26 protein-coding genes and 1 pseudogene are annotated in these 26,733 nt (G+C 70.4%); 6 read left to right on the top strand and 21 right to left on the bottom strand.

The genetic code is table 11. The features are described 5' to 3' along the window. Nucleotides 1–159: 159 nt before the first annotated feature. Complete coding sequence (locus tag AQJ11_RS52315) at nt 160–288, top strand: hypothetical protein (RefSeq protein ID WP_279616982.1); 129 nt, start codon at nt 160–162, stop codon at nt 286–288. A gap of 146 nt (nt 289–434) precedes the next feature. Further along, the gene (locus AQJ11_RS41305; RefSeq protein WP_014668957.1) at nt 435–914 is read left to right on the top strand and encodes an SRPBCC family protein; all 480 of its coding nucleotides are present in this window, start codon (nt 435–437) and stop codon (nt 912–914) included. A 139-nt stretch (nt 915–1,053) separates the two neighbouring features. On the opposite strand, the gene AQJ11_RS41300 is transcribed toward AQJ11_RS41305, so the two are convergent. Both AQJ11_RS41300 and AQJ11_RS41295 read right to left on the bottom strand, forming a co-directional pair. Then, a complete protein-coding gene (locus AQJ11_RS41300; RefSeq protein WP_059266862.1) occupies nt 1,054–1,830 on the bottom strand; it encodes a GNAT family N-acetyltransferase in 777 nt (258 codons plus the stop codon). Between the two features lie 209 nt (nt 1,831–2,039). Then, on the bottom strand, nt 2,040–3,680 hold the full coding sequence (locus AQJ11_RS41295) for an alkaline phosphatase D family protein (protein WP_059266861.1): 1,641 nt from the start codon (nt 3,678–3,680) through the stop codon (nt 2,040–2,042). Between the two features lie 1,059 nt (nt 3,681–4,739). Between AQJ11_RS41295 and AQJ11_RS51900 the strand changes: the two are divergent. After that, nucleotides 4,740–4,832: pseudogene (locus AQJ11_RS51900) on the top strand (IS5/IS1182 family transposase); the annotation flags it as partial. Nucleotides 4,833–4,961: 129 nt separating this feature from the next. Here the strand turns inward: AQJ11_RS51900 and AQJ11_RS41290 are convergent. From AQJ11_RS41290 to AQJ11_RS41275, 4 genes are all read right to left on the bottom strand, one after another. Further along, the gene (locus tag AQJ11_RS41290; RefSeq protein ID WP_159061803.1) at nt 4,962–5,258 is read right to left on the bottom strand and encodes a helix-turn-helix transcriptional regulator; all 297 of its coding nucleotides are present in this window, start codon (nt 5,256–5,258) and stop codon (nt 4,962–4,964) included. A 1,350-nt stretch (nt 5,259–6,608) separates the two neighbouring features. Next, entirely contained in the window at nt 6,609–6,977 is a 369-nt protein-coding gene (locus AQJ11_RS51895; RefSeq protein WP_279616981.1) for a methyltransferase, read from the bottom strand. Between the two features lie 171 nt (nt 6,978–7,148). Next, on the bottom strand, nt 7,149–7,328 hold the full coding sequence (locus AQJ11_RS49565; protein WP_059266859.1) for a hypothetical protein: 180 nt from the start codon (nt 7,326–7,328) through the stop codon (nt 7,149–7,151). A 293-nt stretch (nt 7,329–7,621) separates the two neighbouring features. Then, the gene (locus AQJ11_RS41275) at nt 7,622–8,347 is read right to left on the bottom strand and encodes an AfsR/SARP family transcriptional regulator (protein WP_237281226.1); all 726 of its coding nucleotides are present in this window, start codon (nt 8,345–8,347) and stop codon (nt 7,622–7,624) included. Nucleotides 8,348–9,080: 733 nt separating this feature from the next. Between AQJ11_RS41275 and AQJ11_RS41270 the strand changes: the two genes are divergently transcribed. Then, on the top strand, nt 9,081–10,385 hold the full coding sequence (locus AQJ11_RS41270) for an amino acid permease (RefSeq protein WP_079082660.1): 1,305 nt from the start codon (nt 9,081–9,083) through the stop codon (nt 10,383–10,385). A gap of 481 nt (nt 10,386–10,866) precedes the next feature. Here AQJ11_RS41270 and AQJ11_RS48855 read toward each other — a convergent pair whose 3' ends face one another. From AQJ11_RS48855 to AQJ11_RS41210, 13 genes are all read right to left on the bottom strand, one after another. After that, the gene (locus AQJ11_RS48855) at nt 10,867–11,127 is read right to left on the bottom strand and encodes a hypothetical protein (protein WP_059266857.1); all 261 of its coding nucleotides are present in this window, start codon (nt 11,125–11,127) and stop codon (nt 10,867–10,869) included. Between the two features lie 386 nt (nt 11,128–11,513). Continuing rightward, nucleotides 11,514–11,678, bottom strand: coding sequence for a hypothetical protein (locus AQJ11_RS49560; protein WP_159061802.1), 165 nt, complete (start codon nt 11,676–11,678; stop codon nt 11,514–11,516). Between the two features lie 235 nt (nt 11,679–11,913). Continuing rightward, nucleotides 11,914–13,188: a serine--tRNA ligase gene (gene serS / locus AQJ11_RS41260; RefSeq protein ID WP_059266856.1), complete on the bottom strand. Its 1,275-nt coding sequence runs from the start codon at nt 13,186–13,188 to the stop codon at nt 11,914–11,916. A 48-nt stretch (nt 13,189–13,236) separates the two neighbouring features. Beyond that, nucleotides 13,237–14,460: a beta-ketoacyl-[acyl-carrier-protein] synthase family protein gene (locus tag AQJ11_RS41255; protein WP_059266855.1), complete on the bottom strand. Its 1,224-nt coding sequence runs from the start codon at nt 14,458–14,460 to the stop codon at nt 13,237–13,239. Further along, nucleotides 14,457–14,687, bottom strand: coding sequence for an acyl carrier protein (locus AQJ11_RS41250; RefSeq protein WP_058084502.1), 231 nt, complete (start codon nt 14,685–14,687; stop codon nt 14,457–14,459). The genes AQJ11_RS41255 and AQJ11_RS41250 overlap by 4 nt, the downstream gene beginning before the upstream one ends. Before the next feature lie 45 nt (nt 14,688–14,732). Next, a complete protein-coding gene (locus tag AQJ11_RS41245; protein ID WP_059266854.1) occupies nt 14,733–15,749 on the bottom strand; it encodes a beta-ketoacyl-ACP synthase III in 1,017 nt (338 codons plus the stop codon). Beyond that, nucleotides 15,746–16,753, bottom strand: coding sequence for a ferritin family protein (locus AQJ11_RS41240; RefSeq protein ID WP_059266853.1), 1,008 nt, complete (start codon nt 16,751–16,753; stop codon nt 15,746–15,748). Before AQJ11_RS41240 ends, AQJ11_RS41245 begins: the two co-directional genes overlap by 4 nt. Beyond that, nucleotides 16,750–17,319 carry a flavin reductase family protein gene (locus tag AQJ11_RS41235; RefSeq protein WP_063807754.1) on the bottom strand — a complete coding sequence of 190 codons (570 nt, stop codon included), beginning with the start codon at nt 17,317–17,319 and terminating at the stop codon, nt 16,750–16,752. Before AQJ11_RS41235 ends, AQJ11_RS41240 begins: the two co-directional genes overlap by 4 nt. Further along, nucleotides 17,316–17,846, bottom strand: coding sequence for a hypothetical protein (locus AQJ11_RS41230; protein ID WP_058084499.1), 531 nt, complete (start codon nt 17,844–17,846; stop codon nt 17,316–17,318). Before AQJ11_RS41230 ends, AQJ11_RS41235 begins: the two co-directional genes overlap by 4 nt. 13 nt (nt 17,847–17,859) lie before the next feature. Further along, nucleotides 17,860–18,354 carry a type II toxin-antitoxin system RatA family toxin gene (locus AQJ11_RS41225; protein ID WP_059266852.1) on the bottom strand — a complete coding sequence of 165 codons (495 nt, stop codon included), beginning with the start codon at nt 18,352–18,354 and terminating at the stop codon, nt 17,860–17,862. 6 nt (nt 18,355–18,360) lie between these two features. Then, a complete protein-coding gene (locus tag AQJ11_RS41220) occupies nt 18,361–19,653 on the bottom strand; it encodes an aspartate aminotransferase family protein (RefSeq protein WP_059266851.1) in 1,293 nt (430 codons plus the stop codon). 37 nt (nt 19,654–19,690) lie between these two features. Beyond that, entirely contained in the window at nt 19,691–20,830 is a 1,140-nt protein-coding gene (locus AQJ11_RS41215; protein WP_059266850.1) for an acyl-CoA dehydrogenase family protein, read from the bottom strand. 28 nt (nt 20,831–20,858) lie between these two features. Then, nucleotides 20,859–22,469: an aldehyde dehydrogenase family protein gene (locus tag AQJ11_RS41210; protein WP_058084495.1), complete on the bottom strand. Its 1,611-nt coding sequence runs from the start codon at nt 22,467–22,469 to the stop codon at nt 20,859–20,861. A gap of 170 nt (nt 22,470–22,639) precedes the next feature. Between AQJ11_RS41210 and AQJ11_RS41205 the strand changes: the two genes are divergently transcribed. Next, nucleotides 22,640–23,620 (top strand): bifunctional lysylphosphatidylglycerol flippase/synthetase MprF, encoded by a 981-nt coding sequence (locus tag AQJ11_RS41205; RefSeq protein WP_059266849.1) that lies wholly within the window; start codon nt 22,640–22,642, stop codon nt 23,618–23,620. Between the two features lie 25 nt (nt 23,621–23,645). Further along, a complete protein-coding gene (locus tag AQJ11_RS49555) occupies nt 23,646–23,822 on the top strand; it encodes a hypothetical protein (protein WP_159061801.1) in 177 nt (58 codons plus the stop codon). Between the two features lie 85 nt (nt 23,823–23,907). Here AQJ11_RS49555 and AQJ11_RS41200 read toward each other — a convergent pair whose 3' ends face one another. Continuing rightward, nucleotides 23,908–25,320, bottom strand: a complete 1,413-nt coding sequence (locus AQJ11_RS41200) for an MFS transporter (RefSeq protein WP_059266848.1) — start codon at nt 25,318–25,320, stop codon at nt 23,908–23,910. Between the two features lie 100 nt (nt 25,321–25,420). After that, nucleotides 25,421–26,449, bottom strand: coding sequence for a fatty acid desaturase family protein (locus tag AQJ11_RS41195; RefSeq protein ID WP_341846319.1), 1,029 nt, complete (start codon nt 26,447–26,449; stop codon nt 25,421–25,423). Between the last annotated feature and the right edge of the window lie 284 nt (nt 26,450–26,733).

Genomic DNA, 26,733 nt, shown 5'->3' with positions numbered 1-26,733 from the left:
GTCCAGGAGGTCACCTCCCGCCTGCCCGGTCGCATCGGCCCCGGCCCGACGGCCTTCACCTCGGCGGACGACCTCGCACGTACCACACCGGGGGACCCGTCCCCGAGCCCGGACTGCTCCCCGAGCGGGAGAGCTACCGCTCGCACTTCCCCTTCCGCGATGGCCCTGCGCCGGGCCGCCGCGGCACACGCCGAGCGGCCGGGGAGCACCGGCGACGCGGACACCGACTGGGCCGAGTGGTACGCCGCGTACCTGGTGGCCGAGCAGACCGGAGGCGGCGCGAGCTGACCTGCCGCACCGGTGCACGGTCAGTCAGATGACGTATGTACCCGCGCGGGCGATGGTCGCATCCTGGACGGGGGAACGTCCCCGGCCCGCGCCATCAGCGCCGCCGGGGAGCCACCGAAGCCGGAAGCAGCGTGAGAGAGAGTCGGATGCACGACCCCGCAGACAGCCACCCGGACATCCACTGGCCGTCCGGATTCTCACCTGCCGAAGCCCATGGCTTCCACCACGTGCAGGCCGTCGTGCCCGGCCCGCCCGAGCGGGTCTTCCGTGTGCTCACCGACCCCGCGGACTGGACCAGCTGGGTACCGGGGTGCGAGGAGGTCAGCACCCGGACCTTCACCCAGACCTTCGAGGCGCGCTGGTGCGGTCAGCGGTTCGAGGTCTACGTGGGAGAGCACGTACCGCCCCGCCGGCTCGGCTGGATGTGCCTGGGTACCAGTGTCCGGCTGTACCAGGGATATCTGCTCACCGCGGTCGGCGACGGCACGGAGATCGTCGTCGAGAGCGCCGTCCGCGCCTCCCTCCCCAGGGCGTTCGACACGTTGTCGCCGACCTGGGTGGAGCGCCTGGACGAACTGTGGCACGCCCAGCTCGCCCGGCTGTCGGACCCGCCGCCGAGCGTGTGAGCCGTTCCCCGCTCCGCCCGGCGCGCGCGATCGTCGTACTACGGCACAGGTGATCCGCCCCGGGCGGCGGCCCGGCACAGCGGCACAGCGGCCCACGGCCGACCGGCAGGGCCGCTGTCGCCTTCTGTCACCTTCGCGGTCAGGCCGTGAAAGCCGCCCACGACTCCTGGGTGCGGAAGCCGGCCTGCTCGAAGAGCGGCAGCGCCTCCTCGCTGGAGTGCAGGTACGCCGTCCGCGCCCCGGCGGCCCGGCCGTCCCGCAGGATCGCCTCGGTCACCGCGCGGCCGACCCCGCGCCGCCGGTGGTCGCGCAGGGTACCGATGTTGGCGAGCCCGACATGCCGTTCGGTGAGGATCGCCAGCCCCGCTCCGGCCGGCACCCCGTCCACCTCGGCGAGGTAGGCCCGGACGAAGGGCTGTCCGAGGACGAGGGGCGTGTACAGGCTGGTGATGATCGCCGGCGGAGCCCCGAAGGCCGCGCCGAGGACGGTGGCGAAGGTCTGGTCCTCGTCGCCGCGGAGCGGACGCACGGTCACGGCCCCCCGGGCGGACTCGCGGCTGCCGCGGTCCTCGTCCAGCGACAGCAGCATGAAGGGCTGCCGGGTGAGCGTGCGGAGTCCGTGGGCGGCGGCGATGCCGACGATCTCCGGACCGGGTTCGCCACGCAGCCGGATGCTCCAGGGGAGCTGTGCGACATGCGGTGCGGCCTTCTCGCAGAGCAGCTCGATCTCCGCCGCGTCCGGCACGTCGGTCACACTCATGACGCTGTTGAGCATGGGGATCATCGAGCGGGTGACGGCCAGCAGGGCGCCGCCGGGACCGCGCTCGTGCAGGCCGTCCGGGAGGACACCGGCGAGCCGCTCCGTAGCCGTCTGGAAGGCCCTGGCGGCCTCGGAAACCGCGTCGTTATTGGTCATACGTGTGAGCGTAACCCAGCGTCATGCGAGACATGTGTGGCTGGCCCCCGGCAAACCCGCTCGCCACACCCTTTCGGTCAGCTGCCCGACCATGTACGACGCCCGCCCGCCAACTCGCCCGGACCGCCGCGCCCGCGTCGGTGTCCGCCACCCGGGCGAGGCGGCCGGGGCGGACTCCGCCCCGGCCTGGGACCGCTGCCGCGCCGGGGTCAGGCGGGCTTGAGCCCGGGGGCGCCGGCTTCCGTGACGAAGGAGGCCGCGGTGGTGACGGGTGCGCCCGGCCTGGTGACGTACGGGACGGTCTTGAAGTCGGCGCGGGCCGCTTCCTGTCCGAGCGTGACGGTCACGTAGCCGCGCCGTCCGTTGTAGAACTTCATGTGCGGGTTGGCCGCGAGGTAGGTGGCCCAGTTGCCGGGCCGGTCCGCGCCGTCGCGCCCGCTGGTGATCGACGTGGTGACGATCTCCGTGCCCACGGTCCGGGAACCGGGGTCGCCGAAGTCGCGCTTGATGTCGAACGCGTAGTGCACGTGCACGTCGCCGGTGAGGACCATGAGGTTCTCCACGCCGGCGGCGTCGGCCCCCGCCAGGATCCGCTCGCGGGAGGCCGGGTAGCCGTCCCAGGAGTCCATGGAGACCTTGGACGGCGTAGCCGTGGTGTTGTACCGCTGGGAGAAGGTGACCTGCTGCGGTACGACGTTCCACAGCGCCCGCGAGTCGCGCCAGCCGTCGATCAGCCACCGCTCCTGCGTGGCGCCGGTGAGCGTGCGCGCCGGGTCCTCGGACTCGGGGCCGGGGTACTGCCAGCCGTCGCCGTAGGCCTGGTCCGAGCGGTACTGGCGGGTGTCCAGGACGTCGAACTGGGCGAGCCGGCCCCAGTGCAGGCGGCGGTAGAGCCGCATGTCGGAGCCGGTGGGCAGCTGCGGCCGGCGCAGCGGCTGGTTCTCCCAGTAGGCGCGGTAGGCGGAGGCGCGGCGCAGCAGGAACTCCTCGGAGGAGCCGCCGTCCTCCGGGGTGTCGTCGGCGTAGTTGTTCTCCGTCTCGTGGTCGTCCCAGGTGACGACGAAGGGGTGCGCGGCGTGCGCGGCCATCAGGTCCGGGTCGGACTTGAACAGGGCGTAGCGCAGCCGGTAGTCCTCCAGCGTCACCGTCTCGTGGTTGTAGTGGGCCGGGAGGGTCCGGTCGGTGTACTTGCGGTCGTTGCCGGTGGCGTTGACGGCGTACTCGTACAGGTAGTCGCCCAGGTGGAAGACGACGTCCACGTCGTCCTCGGCCAGGTGGCGGTAGGCGGTGTAGTAGCCGTCGGCGTAGGCCTGGCAGGAGACGGCGCCCAGGGTGAGCGCGGCGGGGCGGGTGCCGGGCAGCGGGGCGGTGCGGGTGCGGCCGGTCGGGCTCAGCCAGGCGCCGGCCCGGAAGCGGTAGAAGAAGACGCGGTCCGCCGGCAGGTGGGGCACCTCGACGTGGACGGTGTGGCTGAACTCGGGGTGGGCGGGGGCGGTGCCGCGCCTGACGATCCGGCGGAAGTCCGCGTCGTGGGCCAGCTCCCAGTGCACGGTGACGCGCTGCGCGGGCAGTCCGCCGTCGGGCTGGTACGGCTGCGGGGCCAGCCGGGTCCACAGCAGGACCGAGCCGGGCAGCGGGTCACCGGAGGCCACGCCCAGCGTGAAGGGGTCGTCGGTGATCCTCCGGGCGTCGAGCTCGGCGGCGGCGGCCGTGCCGGCTGCGGGCAGGTTCACGGCGAAGGCGAGCGCGGCGGCGGCGCCGGTCATGGTGAGGAAGCGGCGCCGGCCGAGGTGCCGGGCGGCGGCGCGCAGTTCGGGCGCGTGCTGGGACGGGCGTGCTGCGGGTGTCATCCGGTCTCTCCCCTGTCGCGGTGCGTGCAGGGGCAGTTGACCCCGGCGGGACTACCGCGACGGGGCAACAGCTTGGCAGACTCATGACGTTCATATGGCGGAATGATGAGTTCCGGAACCGGGCGTGACATCGGACCGTCCCGCCTGAAGCACACCCGGCTCCACGAGCCCGGCCACGTTCAGGGCCGCTGCCCCGCCGCGATCGACGAGCAGCACCGGTCGACGCGGAACCACCTGATGGCGAGGACCCGTACGCGGCTGCTTCCACACGTGCCGACGCACGGGGGACCGGGCGCTGCGTATCGCGTTGAGGACCGCAACATGCCCATGTCGGCGAGGAAGACGCCGCCGAGGGCGACTGTCACGACCCGATACGCTCTTGCGACTTCACGACCACGGAACATCCGTTTCCCATTCCACAGCGGGAAGCCGATCCCTCGCCGCGCCTCCCCGCTGCCCAGTTGGCTGCCTGGGGTTGCGCGGACGCCACCGATCTGCGCCACGAGCGCGGGCCGTGCACGGGAGAGGTGGAAAGGCCCCACATCCGGTGGCCGGGTACCGGTAGCCGCGCCCAAGGCTCCCACCGCGGACCCGCCCGTGGACAGGCGGCCCGATGACGTGCTGACGCGGCGCGCCTCACCCACGGGGGACAGCACACGGCACGCGGGCTCCAGCCTCGGCGCGCATACGAGGCAGACAGCGCCGTGGAAGCCGGCACAGTGTAATCAGCCCACTGCCGCAACTCCACCGCACTGACGTGCTGGGTCATCTCCAGGCGACGGTCGCCGGAGCGGGCTGCGGCACTCACCGCATCGGCCAGCGGACGACGGTGTGATCTCCCGCCGGTTGGGGATATCGGTGCGGACGTGTCGCAGGCACGTCACCGAGCTGGTCGAGCAGGTTGGTGCGGAGAGCCGCTTGCAAGCGGGATTCCTGACGGACGACCGCGATTGAGCCCGGTGATCCGGCCGGATGATGCCGGAGGTGCGCAACGCACGAGGTTCCCGTGCCGTTGGGGGAGGTCTTCGACGTCTCGACCCCACAGGTGCAGGAGCCACGTTGGTTCCGTATTCCGCGTCATTCGACGTGCCGCACGCCTTGGTCCAATGGGCCACCATGCTCGTCGTCATCCGCGGGGATGATCGCCGCTGTGGGTCCACACGGGCGCCGGTCCGTGGGTGACGGCGCCGCTCGGACGCCCACCGGGCCGCGCGCTCACGCCGGCCCCGCCCACCGTCAACCGCGCTCTCTCCGCAGCCCGGACCGATGCGCCTCTTTGTGTCAGCCGTTCAAGTGTAAGACCCGCGCCGGCGTTAAACCGAAGTGGACTCGGAAGGCGCGAATGAAGTGGCTGCTGTCGGCGAAATGCCAGCGCTGGGCGACCTCGGACACGCTGACTTCGCCGTGGCCGGAGAGGAGGGCTTCCCGTGCCTGCTCCAGGCGTCGGCGACGTACATACCCCATGATCGACTCCCCGGTTCCGGTGAAGGAACGGTGCAGTGTGCGGACTGATACGTTCAGCTCCTGAGCGATCACGGTGGGGCTGAGATCCTCTTCTCGCAGGCGTTCCTCGGCCATTCGCATGGCGGCAGCCCGCAGGGACCGACGGTCGCTTCCGACAGGCGCTTGTGACGGCGGTGCGTCCCCTCGGCCGCCTGTCGCTGCCGAAGTGGCGGCTGTGCCACGGACGTCGTCCTCGTTCGAATACCGCAACTCTCTGACCCTTCGCATCATGGAGACCGTCCTCAAGACTTCGGGGATTTCTCGGGCGGGTTGTCAGAAAATGGCCCTCCGACGCCCGATCGGAACGGCGTGACACGAGGTCGCGCATTCCGGCCGGGAATGAAGTACACGCATCCCCTGATCAAAAGCCCGTGATGTCACCGGCCAGCCTTTCGCTTCGAAGTAAACTGGATCTTCTCCGGAAGGTCCTGTGCTGTGCCACTGGGACGGCCACTCAGATCATTGCTTGAACAGCAACGTGTGAAACGCCGAAGATCGACGAGATTCGGTCAAGGTGACCCTGCTTGCGTTAAGCCGCAAATGAGACGGGGTGGGCGTGTGGTCCGCTTACGCGACTCGATGCAGGTGTGGCGCCCCGATGCAGCCCACTACACCCAGTCGCGGCTGTCACGCCAGGTCGTGCCCCGGTTCCCGAGCCGTGAGCGGTCGACCACACCGCACGACGGGAAAGACGGAGCTGCCGCACACGTAGAGACAGAGCGCTCGGATTGTCAAGATACGTGTGACAGAGGGTTTCTCAAGCCTCACCTCCTCCCGTGGCCGAAAATGACCGAGATGGTGTCCCGCCGGTGTCGGACGCAGGACGGGCACCGCGTCGATCGGGCGGGCGGTCGGGCCGTGACGGGCACCGGAGGTGAACGGCGGTACAGGGCGAGGAGTCGGGCCTCCGGGGCCGCCTGGAAAGTCGGCGCGGGAGCGGGCCGCTGGGCGGTGTCCGGGGCGCCTGGGACGGCCTCGGCGGCCGGGGGCGGCACCGTAGGCGCTGAAGGTCTTAAGGGCCTGCTCAAGGCGCTCTACCCGGCCGGGGCAGGGCCGGGTCATGGACCGGGCCATCCGGACGGCCGCCTGGGAGGAGGGCGGGTACGAGCCCGTCCACTCGCCTCCGGCCCGCTTTGCGTCGAAGTGGGCGATCGGGCCGGGCAGCGCCTCACGCAAGGCCTCCGGCAACCCCTCGAACACGCCCGGCACGAAGGCCGGCGGTGACCTTCTCGCCCCGGTCGCCGAGGACGGCGCACGCGGTTCACATCCCGCGGGCGGGCGCGTGGGTGAAAGCGGGCGCACGCGAGGTCGGCGCGCGGCGGCACGCCGGTCAGACGTCCGGAGTCGCGTTCAGCCACCGGCCTCGTCCGCGGCAACTCGCCCCGCTCCGGCGCCGTCGGCCGGTGGAGCCCGCGTCGTCATCGGTCAGCCGTCCTGCGCGGTGGTGCGGCACAGGATGCGGAAGCCCTTCTGCGAGGCGTACCGCTCGGTGGGCCACCCCTGCTCGCCGAGCCAGCGCCAGCGCTGGAGTGAGTCGGCCCCCAGGTGCTTGTGCACCACGAGGTCCGCCTTGCCGCCCGGTACCAGCCGATCCAGCCGATCCAGCCAGTGTCGCAACATGGCGTGGAGCTGCGGCTTGCCGATACGGATGGCCGGATTGGAGACGATGAAGTCGAAGCGCACGTCGTCGGGGACGTGTTCCGGGCGGGCGCAGCGTACCCCGCGCACGCCGAGCCGCTCGGCGTTCCGGCGGCAGTGCTCCAGCGCGTGGTCGTTGACGTCGACGGCCCAAATGCGTCGAATCGGGTGAAGCTCCGGCGACGGCGACCGTGAGCGGGCCGTAGCCGCACCCGATGTCGAGGGACGTCCCCCCGCACAGGCGGTCCGCGGTGGTGCGGCTGCCGGTCCTGGGCACCATCGGCGCGGTGCTGCCGATGACGCCCGATGAGCACACCGAACGATATGTCACCGTTCGGATGTGACGTCGGTGAGTTCGTCAGGCGTGCTCATGCCCAGGGGCGACTGGTCGTCCAACCCCGGATGGGTTTCGGCGATCCCGCCCTCGTACGAGAGGAGCTGACGGCAGTCGCCCGACTGCCTGCCGAGGCAGAAGTGGAAGCGCCGTTCCTGTGGCTGCGGGCTCACGGCATGCGCATTCCGCGTGGAGGGCGAACAGGTATGGGTTGCCGCTGAACCACGAGGCTGGCAGGGCTCGGCGACCGGATGCCACTGGAGTGGAACATCACCGCGAAGCAGCGGAGGCGCCAGCAAACCGGATTCCGTCCGGCGTTCCGGCCCGCGTGGCAGCCGCCCCGTCTCAGCCGCCGCGGGCATACACCACTTCCGGGGCGAAGGCCGGTCGGGGCTTGCGCGGCCGTCTCCGCCACCCTGTGCCGGGGTACGACGCACCACGGCGTAACCGCGGTGCGTGAGGCTGCTCAGGTTGCCTGGTTCAGGATCTCCTGGAGCCGCTCGCGCAGTTGGACGGACGGTTCGATGCCCAGTTCGTCCACGAGTCGACGCCGGGCGCTGTTGTAGGTTTCGAGCGCCTCCGCCTGCCGGCCCGCCCGGTACAAGGCGAGCATGAGGAGTTCGGTGATCCGCTCGCGCCAGGGGTGGGCCATGCTCATGCGCTTGAGTTCACCAATGGTACGGACGGGGTCGGCGATGTCGATCCCGAGCGACAGCTTGTCCTCCATGGCGGTGAGGTATTCCTCTTTGAGCTGGAGGGCGACGCTGCGACACGTCGGCCCCTGGATGACGTCCTGGAGCGGGTCTCCCTGCCAGAGGGACAGTGCCTCCTCGAATAACGAGTGGGCGGCGATCGGATCCCTGCGCATGAGGGACCGCGCCCGTGTGATCGACTGGTGGAAGATGTCCACGTCGACGGTAGCCTCGTTCAGCTCCAGCACGTACCCCGAGGGGCGGGTGAGCAGTCGCGGGCCGGTCGCGGGGTCGGAGATCTGCTGGAGAGTGCGGCGTAGCCGGTACACGTGCGCCTGGAGCGAGTTGCCCACGGTGGGTGGAGGCGCCTCACCCCACAGGTGGTTGTAGAGCTGCTCCACGGGGAGCGGACGTCCGCTGTCGACGAGCAGGACCGCCAGCAGGGTCCGCTGGCGGGCGCCGGCGAGTGTGTTGATCCGGTCGCCGGTCCGTATCTCCAACGGTCCGAGAAGCCTGAAACGTACTGCTCCCTTACTCTTAGCTTTGCTTGGGTTTGCAAGTTTGACTACTTTTTGCAGCACCGCTATTCTCCGATCCCCTACGAACAGCGCACTCGTCAACGCATTTAATAATGCGGGGTCTCAGGTGGAAATCAAGGGGCGCAGGGCGCTGGGATCGAATGTTGGCCAAGGATCTCGCAGAATGTTCATTCCCGGGTGCCGGGCACCGCACACCCCCAGAACCATACCCATCGCTGGTCATGGCAGCGCCAATCGGCTGACATGGCGTCAACAGCGGGCCAGGGACGTTGGCTGATTTCGTTCGGGAGGGAAGGGTGGATGGTTGCGATATGCGCCACCTGTCTCGGTCTGATACGAGCATTACCTGAGAGGTAATTGACAGGGTGGTCAAGATCCATTGAGAGGTCGCTCGTGAGGTTCGTCACCTGTCGTCCCGATGGCCCGAGGTACATCCAGAGGAACGCAAATCCTGGTCAAGGGGCCTGAGCGCCAAAGTCATGGCCGCACCGGCCTGCGTAACGAACTGGCGATTCTTCCCCGGGTGAGTTCCGTCTATTCACCGCACCGACCATGAGTGAGAGTCAGTGCCCTGTCAGTCCCCCATCAGAACGGACAGGGATAGTCGCCGCTGTAGTTCCGCGGTCGGTATGGAAGTCGGAAACCTGACTTCGGTAATACATTCCATTACCTCCTGGTGCTCCGAGGGAGAAGAATGCTCGACCACGCTCGAACCAATACGGTGAACGCTCGTCCGCCAACACTGGCGACGCGACATATCGTGTATCTCATCGTCTCCGCGGCAGCACCACTATCGGCGATGGCCGGAACCGTTCCGCTTGCGTTCGCTTTCGGGAACGGAGCCGGAGTCCCCGCCGTATTCGTTCTGACCGGACTCGTCCTGCTATGCTTCTCCGCGAGTTACGCAGTGATCGCCCGCAGGACCGGTGGACAGGGCGGCTTCTACTCCGCAGCCGCCGAGGGGCTCGGCCGCCCGATGGGGGTGATCAGCGGATATGTGGCCGTCTGTGCCTACAACCTGGCGGCGATCGGGCTGCTCGGGGCGTTCGGCTACTTCACCTCATTGGTCCTGGCCGACCAAGGCGTGCACCTGTCCTGGTGGGTCTGCGCGGCGGTCGGCACCGTCATCGTCGGCTGGCTCGGGTACCGCGACATCGGGGCCGGCGCCCGCACCGTGGCCGCGATGTTGTCGGGCGAGATAGCCATCCTGCTCGCCCTGGACATCGCCGTGGCGGTCCGGGACGGGGTCCCTTCCGCCCTTCCGGCCGCGTCGTTCGCGCCCCACGAGATGTTCGACCACGGATTCGGGGTGTCGATCATGTTCGCCGCCATCTCGTTCATCGGCTTCGAGTCCGCCGCTCTGTACGGCCGGGAGGCGCGCGATCCACGCCGCAGCGTTGTACGCGCCACGTACATCGCGGTGGTCCTCATCACGGCCTTCTACGCCTTCACCAGCTGGGTGGCCGTCGGCGCGCTGGGCGCCGGGAATGTACGGCGGGAGGCGGGGCGGCAACTCGGGGACCTGTTCTTCACACTCGCCGACACCTATCTGGGCCCGATCGCGGGTACGGCCATGGAGATCATGCTCTGCCTGAGCCTGTTCGCGGCCACCCTCGCGCTGCACAGCGCCGCCAACCGGTACATGCAGACCCTCGCCGACGACCGGTTGCTGCCCACTCCACTGGCCGCGTCACACCCCCGCCACTCCTCCCCCCACCGGGCCGGTCTGGTGCAGACGGCGCTCAACGCCGTCGCTGTAGCGGGGTTCGCGCTCGCCGGACTCGATCCGTACACCGGGATGACCACCACCATGCTGGGGCTGGGCACACTGGGCATCGTGGCCCTGCAAGCGGTCGCCGCGCTGTCCGTCCTGGGGCTCGCCCGCCGGTCCGCGACAGTGCCCTGGCAGCGGCTCGCCGCGTCGGTGCTCGGCTTCGCGGGGCTGGCCGCCGCGTTCTGGCTCGGCGTGGACAACTTTGCGCTGATGTCCGGCTCCTGAGCAACCGGCCTGCCGCCATGACGACAAGGAACGAGCCAGGCATCCCACCGCGATCGCTCCGGGTGCCTCGCCGTCCCGGACGGCGGCCGTCCCGCACTGCGGATGGCCGCCCGCGGTGCGCCGTGCCGTGCCCACCTGAGGCGGTCGTCCGGCAGCCACAATGCTCTTCACCCGACGACGGCGCGTGCCGCTCCCCGGTCCCGGGCGGGTGCCGGCCCACCGCACGCTCTGCGCGGGGTGCTGAATGAGCGCGCTTCCTGGAGGCAGGCGCACAGGCTCCCGGCGAAGCCGGCAGCCACCGGCTCGGGTGGGCGCGTGGCGGCCTCCCGCTCCCGGGTCGTGGCGGGACCCGGCCGTCACCACGCCACGGGCCGGGGCCGGCCGGTGGAAGCTCCTACAGACGTTCAGCGGTCTGTCGGAGCGGTTCGGGGGTGCGGATCATGTGAGGTAGGTGGCGGTAGATCCGGCGGGCGACGAACCGTTACAGGCAGCGGACGATGTCCTTCTCGGCCATGCCTTCGGCGGTGCGTCGGGCGATGTACTCCTGGGTGTGCCGGGCGTACTTCAGGCCGCCCCGGACGATGGTGTGGGGCATTGCCGGCCGCGTGGTCGCCGCCGCGGTCGTTGCGATGAGGGTGGGGGCGGCCTGGGTGACCAGCGGTCCGATCTCCCGGTCGGCTTCCCAGATCTCCTCGTCGAGCGCCTGGTGGCGGCGGGCGATCCGCCACAGTGCGGGCCTCACCGCGCAGGCCGGGTCGGCGAGTTGGCCTGCGGGGGTTGAGCGGGCCAGGGCGTCGATGAGTTCCGTCGTCGACAGGCCGCGCAGCTTGTCGCGGACGTTGGAAGGGGCGGTGGACGATGACGGTGCGGATCTGCTCGATGGTCTGGGTGCGGGCCTTGACCGCGCTTTCGCGGACCACCCGCGGGACCTGGATCGCCTCTACGACCCCGTTGCGGGTCTTCGGGGTACCCGCAGCCCGGCCGGACAGGACCGCCGTCGCCGCGGCACAGGTGTCGATGGAATCGGACATGCCGTTGTCCCGTCTCGCCTTGCGGTCGGGGCGGTCCACCTCCACTACCGTGACCTCGTTCGAGGTGAAGAACCGGGCGATCCCGACGGCGAGGACTTCACCGTGTGAGCGCAGCCAGTCCAGCAGTGTCTGTGGTAGCCGTCCGGATGGTCTCGAACTGCTTGGTGGCCAGGTGCCGGCCGATGCTGTCGATGACCGCGGCCCGGTGGAGATCGGCGTGGGTGTCGATCCCGCCGGCCACCGCTATGTCCTGTGCTGCCATGCTGTTGTGCGCCGCCCTTCCAACGCGCGCCGACGGGAAGGCGCGGACCGGTCGGGTAGACGGACAAGACAGTCATGGGACCTTTGGCCGGGCTCCTGTGAAGTCACAGACGCCCGACCGGCCACGCGCCAAGCGACACCGCCCGGCAGGCCGACGATTCCGCCGGGGGACAGCCGAAGCGCCGGCCAGCCGAAGAGTCAGGCCCCCCGAGCGGTGCCATGGCCAATCCTCACTGTCAGTCCGTGGCGCCGCCGGGCAGGATGCGGGAGAAACCCGCGTAGCGCACCAGCGCCTCGGGCAACTCCACCGAACCGTCCGGCCGCACATGTTGTTCGAGCAGCGCCGCCACGGTCCTCCCGATGGGCAGGGCCGAACCGTTGAGGGTCACGACGGGTGTCTTCTTCGAGCCCGGACCGCGGTGGCGGATGCCGGCCCGTCGCGCCTGGAAGTCGCCGCAGTCGGACACCGAAGAGATCTCCCGGAAGGCACCACTGCCCGGCAGCCACACCTCAAGGTCGTACGTCATCCGCGCCGAGAAACCCAGATCGCCGGCCGGCAGCAGCACCACCCGGTAGGTCAGGTCCAGCGCGCGCAGGCACTCCTCGACGTGGGTCACCATCAGTTCGAGCTGCCGGCGTGCGTCGTCCGGCGCGCACAGGCGGACCAGCTCGACCTTCTCGAACTGGTGCAGGCGCAGGATGCCCCGGTTGTCCCTGCCGTACGAGCCCGCCTCCGCACGGAAGCACGGGGTGTGGGCAGTGACGGCGAGGGGGAGCTGCCCGGTGTCCAGCACCTCACCGGCGAAGAGGTTCGTCAGCGGTACCTCAGCGGTGGGAATCAGCATGAGTTCCCGGTCACCCACCCGGGTGGCGAACAGGTCCTCCTCGAATTTGGGGAGCTGTCCCGTGCCGGTCATCGTCTCCCGGGTCACCAGGTACGGCACCGAGTACTCGGTGTAACCGTGCGTGCCGGTGTGCAGGTCCAGGAAGAAGTGGGCCAGCGCCCGCTCCAGCCGGGCCCCGGCGCCCCGGGCCACCGAGAACCGGGCGCCGGACAGCCGGGCCGCGCGGTCGCTGTCCAGGACGCCCAGCGACGCGCCGACCGCCGCGTGGTGGCGGGCCTCGTCGGCCGGGGCCGGCGTCGGACCGCACCGGCGCACCTCCACCGCCTCCGCCTCGGTCCGGCCGTCGGGCACCTCGTCCAGCGGGATGTTCGGAATCGTCAGCAACAGGGCGTCGAGACGCTCGCGGGCGGCCCGCAGACGCGCCTCGGCCTGCTGTGCACGGACCCGCGACTCCCGTGCCGTGGCCCGTTGTTCCTCCGGTAGCGCGCCTCCGCCGCCCCTCGACGAGCGCTTGAGTTCCGCCCGGGCCAGGTCCACCTCGGCCGCCGCCGCGGTCCGTTCCCGGTGGAGTGCCTCCACCTCGCCCAGCGGCAGCGTGTAACCGCGCCGTGCGAGCCGGGCCACACCCTTGTCGCCCAACGCCAGCAGCTCGCGAGCATCATGCATGGCTCATCCCTTCCTGTCGGGTACGCAAGATGCGGCGCCGGGCGTCGGTCAGGCGGCCGCGATGGCGAGTACGGCGTTCTGGCCGCCGAAGCCGAAGGAGTTGCTCAGTGCCAGCTCGGCCCGGGTGGCGGTCGCGGTGGTCGCGACCTCGATGTCGAGACGCGGATCGAGACGGGACAGACCGGCCGTCGGCGGCACCACGCCCTGCTCCAGGGTCAGCACCGTCAGGGCGGCCTCCACCGCCCCGGCCGCGCCGAGCAGGTGCCCGGTGACCCCCTTCGTCGAGGTGACCAGCGGATCGCCGGTCAGCACCCGGCTCAGCATCCGGCCCTCGGCGAGGTCGTTGAGCGGGGTGGAGGTGCCGTGCGCGTTCACGTGCCCGACGTCCGACGCGGCGGCCCCGGCGTCGGCCAGTGCCGCCCGCACCGCCAACTCGGCGCCGGCGCCCTGCGGATGCGGACTGGTCATGTGATGGGCATCGGCACTCGCCCCGTACCCCACCACCCGGCCCCGAACCCGGGCGGACCGGGCGCGGGCGTCAGCGGTCCGCTCCAGCACCAGCACCCCGGCGCCCTCGGCGGCCACGAACCCGTCCCGTTCGACGTCGAAGGGGCGGGACGCGCTGTCCGGGTCGTCCTCCCGCCCGGACAGCGCGCCCATCTGCGCGAATCCGGCCATCACCAGGGGCGTGATCATCGCCTCGCTGCCCCCGGCCAGGACGATGTCGCAGCGGTCGAGGGCCAGCAGGTCACGGGCGGTGCCGACAGCCGTCGCCCCGGACGCGCAAGCGGTCGCCACCACCAGGTTGGGGCCGGTGGCGCCGAGCGCGATCGCGATCTGCCCGGCCAGCATGTTCGGCAACTGCATCGGCAGCAGCAGCGGCGAGACCCGCCGGGCCTCCTCGGTGATCAGCACCAGGTGCTGTTCCTCCACGGTGTTCGGGCCACCGTCGGCCGACCCCATGACCACGCCGACCCGGGCGCCGTCCCAGGAACCGGGATCCAGACCGGCGTCCGCCACCGCCTCCTCGGCCGCCACCAGGGCGAACTGCACGAAGCGATCCAGCCGTAGGGCCCGTCGGGCGCCTAGCAGAGCGTCGGCGTCGAACCCCGGTACCCGGCAGGACAGCCGTACGGGGTTGTCCTCCAGCGACGGGTCGAGAGCCGCCGTGGGACGGCCCGCGCGCACCGCCGCCCAGTTCTCGGCGGTGCCGATCCCGGCGGGCGTCACCAGCCCCACACCGGTGACGGCGATGTCAGCGCCGCCGGTCATGCCGCGGCGCTCCGCTCCTCCATCAGCTTCGCCATGTCGCCGACGGTCGCCGCCTCCAGGAGCTCGTCGTCGCTGATGGTGAGCCCCAGTTCCTTTTCCAGTACGAGCGACAGTTCCACCACGGCCAGCGAGTCCAGCTCGATGTCCTCGCGCGTCGCGTCGGGCACCACGCTCTCCGGCGTCACCTTGAGCTTGTTGACCAGCATTTCCTTCAGGGTCTCGAACATGGTGCCTCCTGCTTCGGGATGATGTTGTCGGACTGCGGGGTACTCTCAGCCGGCCTTCACGTCGGGCCAGACCAGCGCGGTCGCCCCCCAGGCGAGGCCGCCGCCGAACGCCGTCAGCAGCAGCCGATGGCCGGCGGCCAGGGTGCCCTCGGCGGCCGATTGGGCCAGCAGCACCGCCAGGGACGCGGCGCCGGTGTTGCCCACGTGCTCGATGTTGGACAGCCGTCGCTGGAGCGGGATGCCCAGGTCGTCGGCGACGGTGGCCAGGATGCGGGCGTTCGCCTGGTGCGCGGCGAACCGGTCGGCCGCCGCCGGGCCGTCCCATCCGGCCGCCTCCGCGGCCTCCCGCGACGAGGCGGTCATCCGTTCCACCGCGTGCCGGTACACCTCCCGCCCGGCCATCCGGAAGAACTCCTCGCCGGCGGCGGGCGCGACGCCTGAGGAGCGCTGGCGCGAGCCACCCGCCGGAACCTGGATCAGCCGGTTGAGCCCGCCGTCGCTGCCCAGCACGACCCGGCCCACCGCGCCGGGCTCGTCCGCGTCCCCGGCGCGCAGGACCACCGCGCCCGCGCCGTCGGCGAAGATCACCGCGGTGCTGCGGTCCGCCGGGTCGATGATCGTGGTGAACGCGTCGGCGGCGATCAGCAGCACACGGTCGGCGGTGCCGGACGCGATGAATCCGGCGGCGGTGGCCAGGCCGTACAGGAACCCGCTGCACACCGCCGACACGTCGAACGCGGCGACCGTACCGAGACCGAGTCGGTCGGCCACGTCCGGGGCCGTGGCCGGACAGGGCCGGTCGGGCGTGGTGGTGGCCAGGACGACGGCGTCCGCACCGCCGCCCGCCGACTCCAGCGCCCGCCGCCCTGCCTCCACCGCCAGGTCCGAGGTGGCGACGCCCGGGGCGACCATGTGCCGCGAGGCGATCCCCGTCCGGGAACGGATCCACTCGTCGGAGGTGTCCAGACGCCGGGTCAGGTCCTCGTTGGTCACCACGTCCGGCGGGAGGTGACAGCCGATTCCCGTGATCACCGCCGCCCGCCCGGCGGACGCACCGCTCATGCGGCGCTCCCGCCGCCCAGCAGCTCCGGGGGCAGCCCCATGTACGCCATCCGGACCTCGGCCATCTCCTCGGTCCACCGGTCCGCCATGTCGTAGCGCTGGTCGGGGGTGGTGTCGAGCATGCGCACGCCCGGCCAGATCTCGTAGTCGCCGATCAGGTCCGCGTGGGCCGCCATGCCCTCCTGGAACAGCTTCTCGCGGTGGATGACGAACTCCCGGTCCGGGACCTCGTCCCACAGTTTCACCCCGGCCTGGATGATCTCCACGATCCGATCCCGGGACTCGGGGTGCGCGGCCAGGTGGTTCTTCAGGATCGTGCTGGCCACGGTGAGATGCCGGATCTCGTCGATCGCCGTTCCGCGGGAGATCTCCCCGGTCGCCGGGGACAGCGGGGTCCACTTCCGTTCGCTCAGCTCGGCGGCGGGCGCCAGGACGCCCTCGATGACGACGCAGAAGACGGCCACCCCGCCGGCGAAGTCCTTCCGGTCCCGGACGATGTCCAGGGTGAAGTCCTCGACCGGTTGCAGCACCCGGCGGCGGTAATCGGCGGACAGCTCCGCCACGTCCCGCAGCAGGGTGTCGGCCGGCATGCCCAGTTCCACCAGGTGGTTGCGGAACACCCGGGCGTGACGGGCCTCATCGATCAGCTGCGTGGCGTAGAACTCCATCTCCGGGACGCCCGGCGCCAGTTCGACGTAGGGGGCGAGCAGCCGGGTGGCGATCTCCTCGGACACGCCGCGGAAGCCGAATTCGAGGATGAGCGCTTCGCGCAGCGGGTTGCCGGGCTCCTTGAGGAACTCCGGGACCCGCGCGTCCACGTGGTGTCCCGTCACCCCCCGCTCCCGCAGGGTGCCCTGCGCGACCTGGGTGATCCAGTAGGCGAGGTCGCAGTCGTCCGGCCCGAGGGCCAACTGCTTGGCGCCGTCCAGCAGTCCCGGAGCCGCGTCCCAGTCGGCCTCCGGTGCGACGGCCCCCGTGGTTCGGGCGGTGTCGTCAACGGTCACAGTGCTGTCCTCTCCCTGGGATGAATGTCGTGGAAGTCCGGCACGTAGGGCGGGCTCGACGTGGTCGACTCGGGTGTGCCGGTCACCAGCTCACCGCCGTAGCTGAGCAGCGGCGCACCGGACGGGCCTCCGTCGGCGCGGACCACCAGCCCCAGCAGCACCTCGTGATCACCCAGGAGGAAGCTGCCGCGCACCCGGCAGGCGTAGTGCGCCAGCGCCCCCTCCAGCAGGGGCGCCCGCGAGTAGCGGTCCGGGCGCCAGGCGAGCCCGTCGAACTGGGCGGAGCCCGCCGGGCGGTGGCCGTCGGCGAACCGCCGGGCCGCCACTCCCTGACCGCTGCTGAGCACGTTGACCGCGAAGCGCCCCTCGGAGAGCGCGAGATGAGCGAAGGCCGAACCCTCTTGCAGGCTCGCGGTGAGCAGCAACGGCTCCTGCGACACCGTGGTGAGGGACGAGACGGTCGTCCCGTGCACCCGTCCGGCATGGCACACCGTCAGCACGGTCACGGGCGCGGCGAGCCGGTCCACCGCGTCGTGCCGAGTCGGCCTGGCGGAGCCGGCGCTCATCGCACGGCCCGGTGCGGCTCCCGGCGGCCGGCAGGCAGGTGCCCCACCGGAACCGGGTCACCGGAGTGCCCGACCGGCTTGGGGTGGGCGAGCCCCAGGTCGTCCAGCAGCCGCAGGTAGCCCTCCTGCCGTACCGGCTCGAACGGCAGGGCGAACGATTTCATGAAGTTGCCGAACAGGCCCCGGTCGCCGAACAGGTGGAACGGAATGACCAGCAGCGCCCACTCCGGTCCGATCAACCAGCACCACAGGGCCACCACGGCGCCTTGGGTGATGAGGCTGTGCATCACGTTGTAGAGGACGTAGTACGCCTTGTGGATGGGGCGGCCCTTGGCGCGCTTGAAGGCGATGGCGCCGGGGATGTAGCCGATGAGGTCGATGTAGAGGAACAGCCCGATGGCGGGCCACCACCGGATCTCGCTCCAGTGGGCGATGATCAGCCCCGTGGACACCGCGAAGCCGACCAGGTATTCGGCGCGGTGCAGCGAGTATGTCCGGGGTGTCTCGAACGGATTCGCCTGGTCCATGACGCTCTGCCTCTCACGCGGTGGCGGGCACCCCGACGGACTTGCTGTCCACGTCGGGCTCCTCGCCGATGACCTGGGTCTGGGGGAACATTCCGGTCACGGCCCAGGCGATGGTCTCCCGGATGACCCGCTCGGCGATCGGGTCGAGGATGCCTTCGAGACTGGGAATGCCGAAGTCGAACACCGCGGAGAAGCGCACGGTCACGTCCGCCCCGTCCTGCGCGATGCGCCAGTCGCCGCGGAAGGAGTCGAAGTCCCCGTCCGTCTGCTCGAACCGGATCTCCAGGGTGTCGGTGAGGAAGACGTCCTGCTCCGTCCAGCGCAGCAGACCGCTGCGGAAGTGCAGCTCCCAGCTGGAGGAGCAGTCCGGGTCGGGATGGGTGGCGTGCACCGTGGTGGCCTCCACGTGCGGTGCCAGTTCGGGGTAGCGCTCCCAGCGCCTGACCGCGTGGAAGACGTCTTCGGCCCGCTCCGAGGGGACGAGCGCCTCAAGGGTTACCTCTCGCACGGTTCGCTACCGCCTTTCCGGCATCGTGGCGGAGCCGCTGACCAGGTCGCGGGTCGCCTTGTCGAAGGAGTCGAGCAGGTGGTCCACGTCCGCGTCGCTCATGATCGCGGGCGGGGTGAAGCGGACCACGGCACTGCCGTTCATCGAGTGGTTGGCGACCACTCCGTGGTTGAACAACTCGATCAGCAACTCGCCGGCCAGCCCCGCCTCGACCAGCTCGACCCCGATGAGCAGGCCGCTCCCCCGCACCTCCACCAGGAGGTCGGGCAGGTTGCGGCGGGCGATCTCGGTGATCCGGGGCAGGAGCCGTGCGCCGAGTTCCATGGACCGGGTGACGAGCCGCTCCTCCTGCACCGCCCGGATCGCGCCCTGGACGGCCGCCATCAGCAGCGGCTGTCCGGAGAAGGTGCCGGTGTGGATGTAGGGGTCCTTGTCGAAGGGGCGGAACGCCTTGCGGGTCGCGACGACCGCCGACACGGGGGCCACCCCGCCGCCGAGCGCCTTCCCGGCCAGCAGGACGTCGGGGACGATGCCCTCGATGTCCGCGCCCCACCATTCGCCGAGCCGCCCGAATCCGGACTGCACCTCGTCCAGGATCAGGAACCCGTCGTACTCCCGGACGAGCGCCTCCACCTGCTTCAGGTAGCCCTTGGGGGGAATGATCACCCCGCCCTCGCCCTGCACCGGCTCCAGGATCACGCAGACCTCTCCCGGGTGGGCCGCCAACTGCTCGCGCAGGGCGTCGGCGTCGCCGTAGGGGATGTGCGTGAAGTCCGGCAGCAGCGGGCGGAACGGATCCTGGTACACCTTCTTGGCGGTGGCCGACAGAGCCCCCATGGTCTTCCCGTGGTAGCCGCCGAGCATGGCGACCGTCCGGCGCCGGCCGCCGGCGCGGGCGAGCTTGAGTCCGGCCTCGACCGCCTCGGCGCCGGACAGCGCGAAGTGGACGCGGTCCAGACCCGTCGGCATCACCGACACCAGGGCCTCGGCGGCCTGTGCGACGGTCGGCTCCAGCAGGATGCGGGTGGCCACCGGGTGCCGGTGCAGCTGACGCTCGACCGCCTCCACGACCAGCGGGTGGCGGGCGCCCATGATGAAGACGCCGTAACCGCCGGCGTTGAGGAAGCGCTCGCCGTCGCTGGTGGTGAGCCAGGCGCCCTCGGACTCCACCTCCATGTGGCTGCCGAACAGTTCGGCGACGGTGGCCCGGCCCTTGCTCAGGTGCGCCCGGTACATGCCGAGCACGTCCTGCTCGGACACGGCGCCGAGGGCGGCCGGGGGTTGTGCGGTGGTGGTCATGCGGTGACTCCTGTGACGGTGACGGGGGTGGGCACGGTCATGACAGCTCCAGGGCCCCGCCCGCGAACCACTGGAGCAGCGGCTCGGCCGCGGAGGCCCGGCCCGGGGGGTGGAAGGCGAGGGGGCGTACCGAGTCGGCGAGCCGCGTGTGGTCGCCGCCACGGATGAAGTCGATGCCGCCGAGCAGCTCCAGCGCCTGGTCGGCGGCCTGTACGAGGGTCTGCTGCGCGGCGTATCGGGCGACCAGCACCTCCGCCACCGCGGCCTCACCCGCCAGCCCGTCCCGTACGGCACGGGCGGCGCCCTCCAGCAGGGCGAACGCCGACTGCACGCCGGTCGCCAGCGCGGCACGCTCGCCCACGCTGCCGCGCTCGCGCTCCAGCACCGTGGCGGCCAGCGCCGTCGCCGCGCCCGCGTACCCGGCGGAGATCAACAGCTCGAACCAGATGAAGCCGGTCGTCTGCAGGTCGTCCAGCAGCCGAGGCGCCTCCGGCAGGGTGCGCACCACCAGCTCCTCCGGTACGAACACGTCGGCCAGCCGCACTTCGTCGCTCTGTGAGCCGGCCAGCACCTCGTTGCCCCAGAACGGGTGCACGGAGATGCCGGGGGTGTCGGCGGGGAGCAGGGCCAGCGCGAGTTCCGGGGTGCCGTCGGCGCCGGAGACCGCGATGCTCGCGGTGAGCAGGTCCATGGAACGGGCCAGGCTGCACGGTTTCTTGACGCCGTTGAGCAGGAAGCCGCCCTCGGTCCTGGTGGCCGTCACCGAGGGGATCAGGATGTTCTGCTGGGTACGGCCCTCGGCCCAGCCGGAGGCGAGCAGCAGCCGCTCCGGTGCGATGCCGTGCAGCAGCTTCGTCTGGGCAGGGGTCAGCCGGCCGGCTCCGGCGGCCAGTTCGAACAGCATGGCGACGGTGAAGTGGTGCATCGCGGCGGCGGCGGCGAGGGAGGGCGACACCGAGCCCACGGCCCGCTGAACGCGGAGGGCGTCCAGGATGTCGGCGCCGTTGCCTCCGTACTCCTCGGGAACCAGCAGACCCGCCCCGTTGTGGTCGCGCAGCAGCGCGGTGACCGGCGAGCCGGACGCCTCGCGCTCGGCGAAGGGTATGGCCTCCAGTGCCGCGAGGAGACCCGGATGGTGGCGTTCGCACACCTCTCGGGCGAAGGTCAGGGATCGCATGGAAATCTCCTACTGGTGAGGGCGTGGGTCAGGAGCCGAAGACCGCCTCGTGCGGGCTGACGTCCCACGCGATGCTCACCCCTTGCAGGTGGGAGGTCTTGAGCATCGGGTAGTTGGCCTCGCCGAAGGCGCCGCCGGTCAGCCCGGTGCCGCCGTGGCTGGGCAGGTAGGGCAGGAAGCCGATGTGCGAGTCGTTGACCTTCAGCAGGCCGCCGTTGCCGACGCGGCGCACGAATGTGTCGATGATCTCGGGGGAGCCGGTCCACAGGGAGTTGCGCAGGCCGTACTCGTTGGTGTTGACGAAGTCGATGAACCGCTCGCACAGTTCCTCGTCGGAGCCGGGCTCGGGCACGACGATCGGCAGCAGCGGGAAGAACGTCTCGTCGCGCACGACGTCGTACTTGCGGGCCTCGGTCAGCCCGTCCACCCGCAGCACCGTCGGCTGGAGGAAGACGCCCGTGTCGGACGGTGTGCCGTCCACCTCGGCCCGGCTGCCGCCGGTGACCAGCTTCGCTCCCCGGTCCAGTGCCTGCTGGAGCAGTGCGAAGAACCGCTCGCTGCGGCGTACCGGAGAGAGCAGCACCTCCGGGTCCTCCGGGTAGCCGGGGCGGATCGCCGCCGCCCGCTTGCCGACTTCCTCGACCAGCCGGTCGGCGATGTCCGGGTGCGCCAGGACGTAGTTGGGCACCATGCAGATCTGGCCGGATCCGTAGAACGCCTCGGCTATCGCCTCGGCCGCCCGTACCGGGTCGGCGTCCCGCCACACCACGATGCCGTCGTTGCCGGCCAGCTCCAGGATCGGCTTCTTGCCGCGCGCGACGCACTGCTCCTGGAAGCGCAGACCCTCCTGGCTGCCGCCGATGTAGAAGATGTCGTCGATCAGCGGATCGTCGAGCCAGCGGTCCAGCGTCTGACGGGGATTGCCGCAGATCGCGTTGAGCACCCCGGCCGGTGCGCCCACCTGCTCCAGCAGTGGCGCCACGACGTCCCGCATCAGCCACATGGTGCTCAGCGCGATGCTGCGCGGCGCCCGCACCACGACAGCGTTGCCCGCCATCACCGCCAGGACGGCCAGGGCGGCACTGGGGGCGGGCGCGTTCTGCGGCGGGTTGAAGGCGACCACGCCGTCGGGCTGCCGCCGCACGATCAGCCGCCGCGGGCCCTGCCGGAACTCCGTGTGCATCTGCTGCCGGTACCAGCCGAGGCTCTCCTCGCTGTACACCTGGAGCAGACAGCTCAGCTCCCAGCGGGCGAGTTTGACCGGATGGCCCTCCAGTGTGAGCATTTCGGTGAACTCGTCCTGACGGCGCAGGAGTTCCTCACGGAACAGAGTGCCGAGCCGCATCCGCTCGTCGAGCGGAACCGCGGCCCAGTGGGGAGCCGCGGCGGCTGCGGCGGCGGTGGCCCGGTCGATCGCCGAGTCAGTCGCGACCGCGCACCGGCCGGCCACGTAGGGATGACTCGCCGCCGTGGACTCCGGATTCCGCTCCAGTTCCCGTTTCAGGCTGACGCTCGTGAAAACGTCCTCCAGCAGGGAGCGCGAGCTGACCGTGTACACCCACTGGTCGCTCTCGACGTCCTCGCCGCCAATGTACAACTGATAGCTGCGGATTCCTGACGTATGCGTCGGCCGACCCATCGATTGTGCCTCCGTATTGCCGTCCAATACCTTCTGCAGCCGTTCGGGAAAGAGTCTTCCAGTGTTGTCTGATACGGTCCTGATGTGTGGCTGACCATGATCTGACGTGTGTTGAATACCGGGCCGCAACCCTCTTTCGGTCGCGAATATGAGTCTGCTCTACTCTTCTCATGCCCGACACACTTCTGAACGCCATCGAGAACTGGACCCAGGCAGAAAATCCCAGCGCCTTTCTGGCGATGAACGACGACAAGGAGGTGTTCACCCTTCCCGGCGCCGAAGGAGTCGTGCTGTACCGGCGGGCCGGCAGATATCTCGTGCAGTTCGGCGGCCCCTTCGCGCCGCCGGACACCTACGAGACGCTGCTGGACGCCTTTGTCGCGCACGCCCGGCAGCAAGGACTGCGGGTGGTCGGCGTGCAGCTGCAGCGATCCGACGCCGAGACCTACGTCCGGCACGGTTTCACCGTCAACCAGATCGGCGCCTCCTGGGCCGTTCGGCTGCCGGAGTTCAGCCTGCGCGGCACCAGGTTCATGCAACTGCGCAACAAGATCTCCCGGGCCCTGCGCAACGGGCTCCAGGTCCAGGAGGTGGAGGCCGAACGCTGGCGCGACGCCATCGAGCACATCGACGAGGCGTGGCTGAAGTCGAAGGGCGAGACCGCGCGCCCGCTGGAGTTCCTCGTCGGCCAGATCGGCGGGCAGGCGCAGCGGTACCGCCGCCTCTTCCTCGGCACCATCGACGGCGAACCGGTGGCCTACATCTCCTACTCGCCGGTCTACGGCAGCCGGGCCGGCTGGATGCACGACCTCAGCCGGCGGCTGCCGGGCGGCTCACCCGGACTGATGGAGGCCGTCAACGCGGCGGCGATCGAGATCTTCCGCGGTGAGGGCACGCAGTGGCTCCACTTCGGCTTCACCCCCTTCACCGGACTCGCCCCCGAACACGAACTCCCCGGCCACAGTCCGGCCTTCAGCTGGCTGATGCAGTTCCTGTGGGCCGAGGGCGGGGCGCTGTACCCGGCGCAGTCGCAGCTCGCCTACAAGGAGAAGTGGGGGCCGGAGCTGGTGATCCCCGAGTACGTGGCCTTCGAGGGGCATGCGTCGCTGCCGTCCTTCGCGCACATCTTCCGCGCCTGCAACTCGTTCTGAACCGTCCGAATTCAGGGAGACCCGCATGTCCACACAGACGACCACCGAGGCGATGAAGACGAGTACCGACGCGCTGCGGACCTCCGTCGTGGAGTTCCTCATGGCCGTCATCGGCGCCCCGGACGACGAGGAGATCGCCCGCAACGCCGACGAGGCGGTCCGGCTCCTCGACGCCCGTCTGGCCGAGGAGGGGACGGGCTGACGAAACCGCGCCGACACACGGCCGTGGCGGCGGGAACCGGTCTTTCCGGGTTCCCGCCGCCACGGCCGTTCGGGGTGCGCGTCCGTCAACGCACCGGCGATCGGTCCGCTGGAAACCCGTCCACCGGCCGTCCGGTCGTACGCTCCCCGAGCACGACGACGTCCAGGGCGAGCACCGCCATCGCACCCGCGATCACGGCGAAGAGCAGCATCGCCCCGCCCGACTCCAGCAACGGCAGCAGCAGGAACGGCAGTGCCGCGGCGGTGAGCTTGGACAGGGAGTAGGCCATGCCGGAGGCGCCGGCTCGGATTGCCGTGGGGTACTGCTCCGCCAGCAGGACGTGGGAGGCAGCCGAGAAGACGTTGCTGAGCAGCGTGTAGCCGAAGCCGAACGCCACCACCCAGCCGGGAGACCCGGCGAAGGCGAAGCCGAGGCCGGCCGCCGCCATGGCGCACGCGGACACCGCCACCAGCACCTTGCGTTCGACCCGGTCCATCAACGGCGCCGACAGCAGCGAACCCACCGGGTATCCGAAGAACGACACGGCCGTGTAGCCGAGGCCCTGGACGACGTCGAACCCCTTGGCGGCCAGCACCTGCGGGGCCAGCGTGCCGAAACCGTAGTAGCCGACCGTGGACAGCAGGCAGAAGACCCACGTCATCACCGTCCGGCGGCGGTAGGGCGCCGAGAACAGCATCCGGAGCATGCCGCCCCCGCTCGGCCGCGCTCCGGTAGCGGCGGGCGCAGGTGCCGGGGCCGTCGTCACGTACGCCGGTCCGGCCTGCGCTTCCAGCCGGGCCGTCAGCTTCTCCGCCTCCGCGTGGCGGCCGGCCGCCGCGAGCCAGCGCGGCGACTCGAACAGTCCCCGGCGCAGCACCCACACCACGGCCGAACCGAGCGCCCCCAGCAGGAACAGCCAGCGCCACCCCGCGACGCCGAACGGAGTGAGCGGCACGAGCCACACCGCGAGCAGCCCGACCGCGGGCACCCCGCAGAAACCGATGGTGTACGCCCATGCGATGAGCCGGCCGCGGTGTCGGGCGGGCAGTACGTCGGCGAGGTAGCTGTCGGTCAGCGACTGCTCCGCGCCGATTCCGATGCCCGCCACGAAACGGGTTGCCACCAGCCATCCGACCGACGGCGCGAACGCTCCGGCCAGCGACGCGCCGGAGTACAGCGCGAGGTTGACCAGGAAGGCCCGCCGTCTGCCGAACCGGTCGGCGAGCCGGCCTAGCACCACGGCCCCGAGGAACTGGCCGAGGAACGCGGACGCGAGAACCAGCTTCAGCGTCGTGCCGTTCAGGGCGAAATCCGCCTGTAGCACCTTCGACAGGACGCCGGACAGGTTGTTCTCGTACATGTCGAACAGCAGGCCCACACCGATGACACCGGTGAGGCGGTGGTGCGCCGGGAGGACCGGGAGCCGGTCCAGTCGATCGCCGATGGACAAACCGTGGTGCGTGGGCGCGGGGGCCACCTTCGCAGATTCCTCGGACATGGCGGAGAGAGGGCTCCTCTCGGTCTCTTGGGAGATTCGGGGGCGTGACGCGGCCCGGCTCCGGCGGGATGCGCCGGAGCCGGGCCGGGGAGGGAACGGGTCAGGCGGCCTGGGCCGTCGGACCGGCCTGGCCCGAGCGGACGGGCGCGCTGACGTCGTGCAGGAACGTCGCGACTTCCTTGTAGGAGGTCCAGAAACCGACCTCGTGGTACGGCATCCCGCGCTCGGCGCAGTAGTCGCGGGTCAGTTCGCGGGCGCGCCGCAGGCTCTTCTGCGGCATGGCCGGGAACAAGTGGTGCTCGACCTGGTAGTTGAGGCCGCCGTAGAGGAAGTCCATCAGCACGGACGGCCGGATGTTCCGGGAGGTCAGCACCTGGCGCGCCAGCCAGTCCAGCTGCTCCTCCTCGCCGTCGCGCAGCGCCATACCCTTGTGGTTCGGGGCGAAGATCATCCCGAAGTACACGCCGAGCGTGGCCTGCTGCACCAGTACGAAGGCCACGGCGAGCAGCGGCGACAGCACGGAGAACACGAGCGTCAGGTAGATCGCCGCCCGCACGAGGAGCAGGACGGCCTCCAGCACGGGACGGCGCACCTCACGGCGCGCGATCATCTTCACGGCCGTCTTCTGCATCTTGTACGACTCCAGCACGAGCAGCACGAAGAACAGCACGCTCTGGTACCGGACGACCAGCCGCTGCCGGCCGGTGCGGGTGGGGTACTGCTTCATGTCGAAGATGACGGTGCGCCGGCCGATGTCCGGGTCCATGTCCAGGTGGTTGGGGTGAGAGTGGTGCCGGTTGTGGTGGTTGACCCACCAGCCGTAGCTCACCCCGTTGACCAGGTTGGCGTGGATGTACCCGACCAGGGAAGCGGCGCGGCGGTTGCGGAACATGGCCTTGTGGCCGGCGTCGTGCCACATGAACGCGCTCTGGCCGCCACTGAGGCCCATCCAGACGGCCACCAGCAGTTGCAGCCAGGAGTCGCCCAGCGCGAAGAACGCGACCAGGCCGGCGGCGAAGATGGCGGTGTTCAGCGCAAGGCGGCCGAAGTAGTAGCCGGGGGCCAGGTCCAGCAGACCTTCTGCCTTCACGCGCTGGAGCAGTTCGGCGAACGTCGCCGACGCTCCCACTGATTGGGGCCGGCCCTTATGCCCCGTTAAGGCATCGTCGTAAGGAAGAGTCATGCCTGGGTCCCCTCGCACGAGATGATCCGTCGTATGAGACGGGCGGAATTCCAGCATCAAGGAGCGTGCTGACGACCAACTGATTGCGCCCTGACGGCGATACGGAAAAGGCTGTCAGAGGGGTATCAGCGGGGCGTCAGAAGGGTGGTGCAGAGTTGTTTTCGAGAACGGCGCCGGGAAGCGAAATCCTCCCGGAGTCGGGATCATTGGAGAGGTGCCCGGAGCGGCTT

This window comes from Streptomyces corchorusii (assembly GCF_001514055.1).
In the GTDB taxonomy this organism is placed as follows: Bacteria; Actinomycetota; Actinomycetes; order Streptomycetales; family Streptomycetaceae; genus Streptomyces; species Streptomyces olivaceoviridis.
This window is presented reverse-complemented; position numbering and strand designations above follow the sequence as displayed.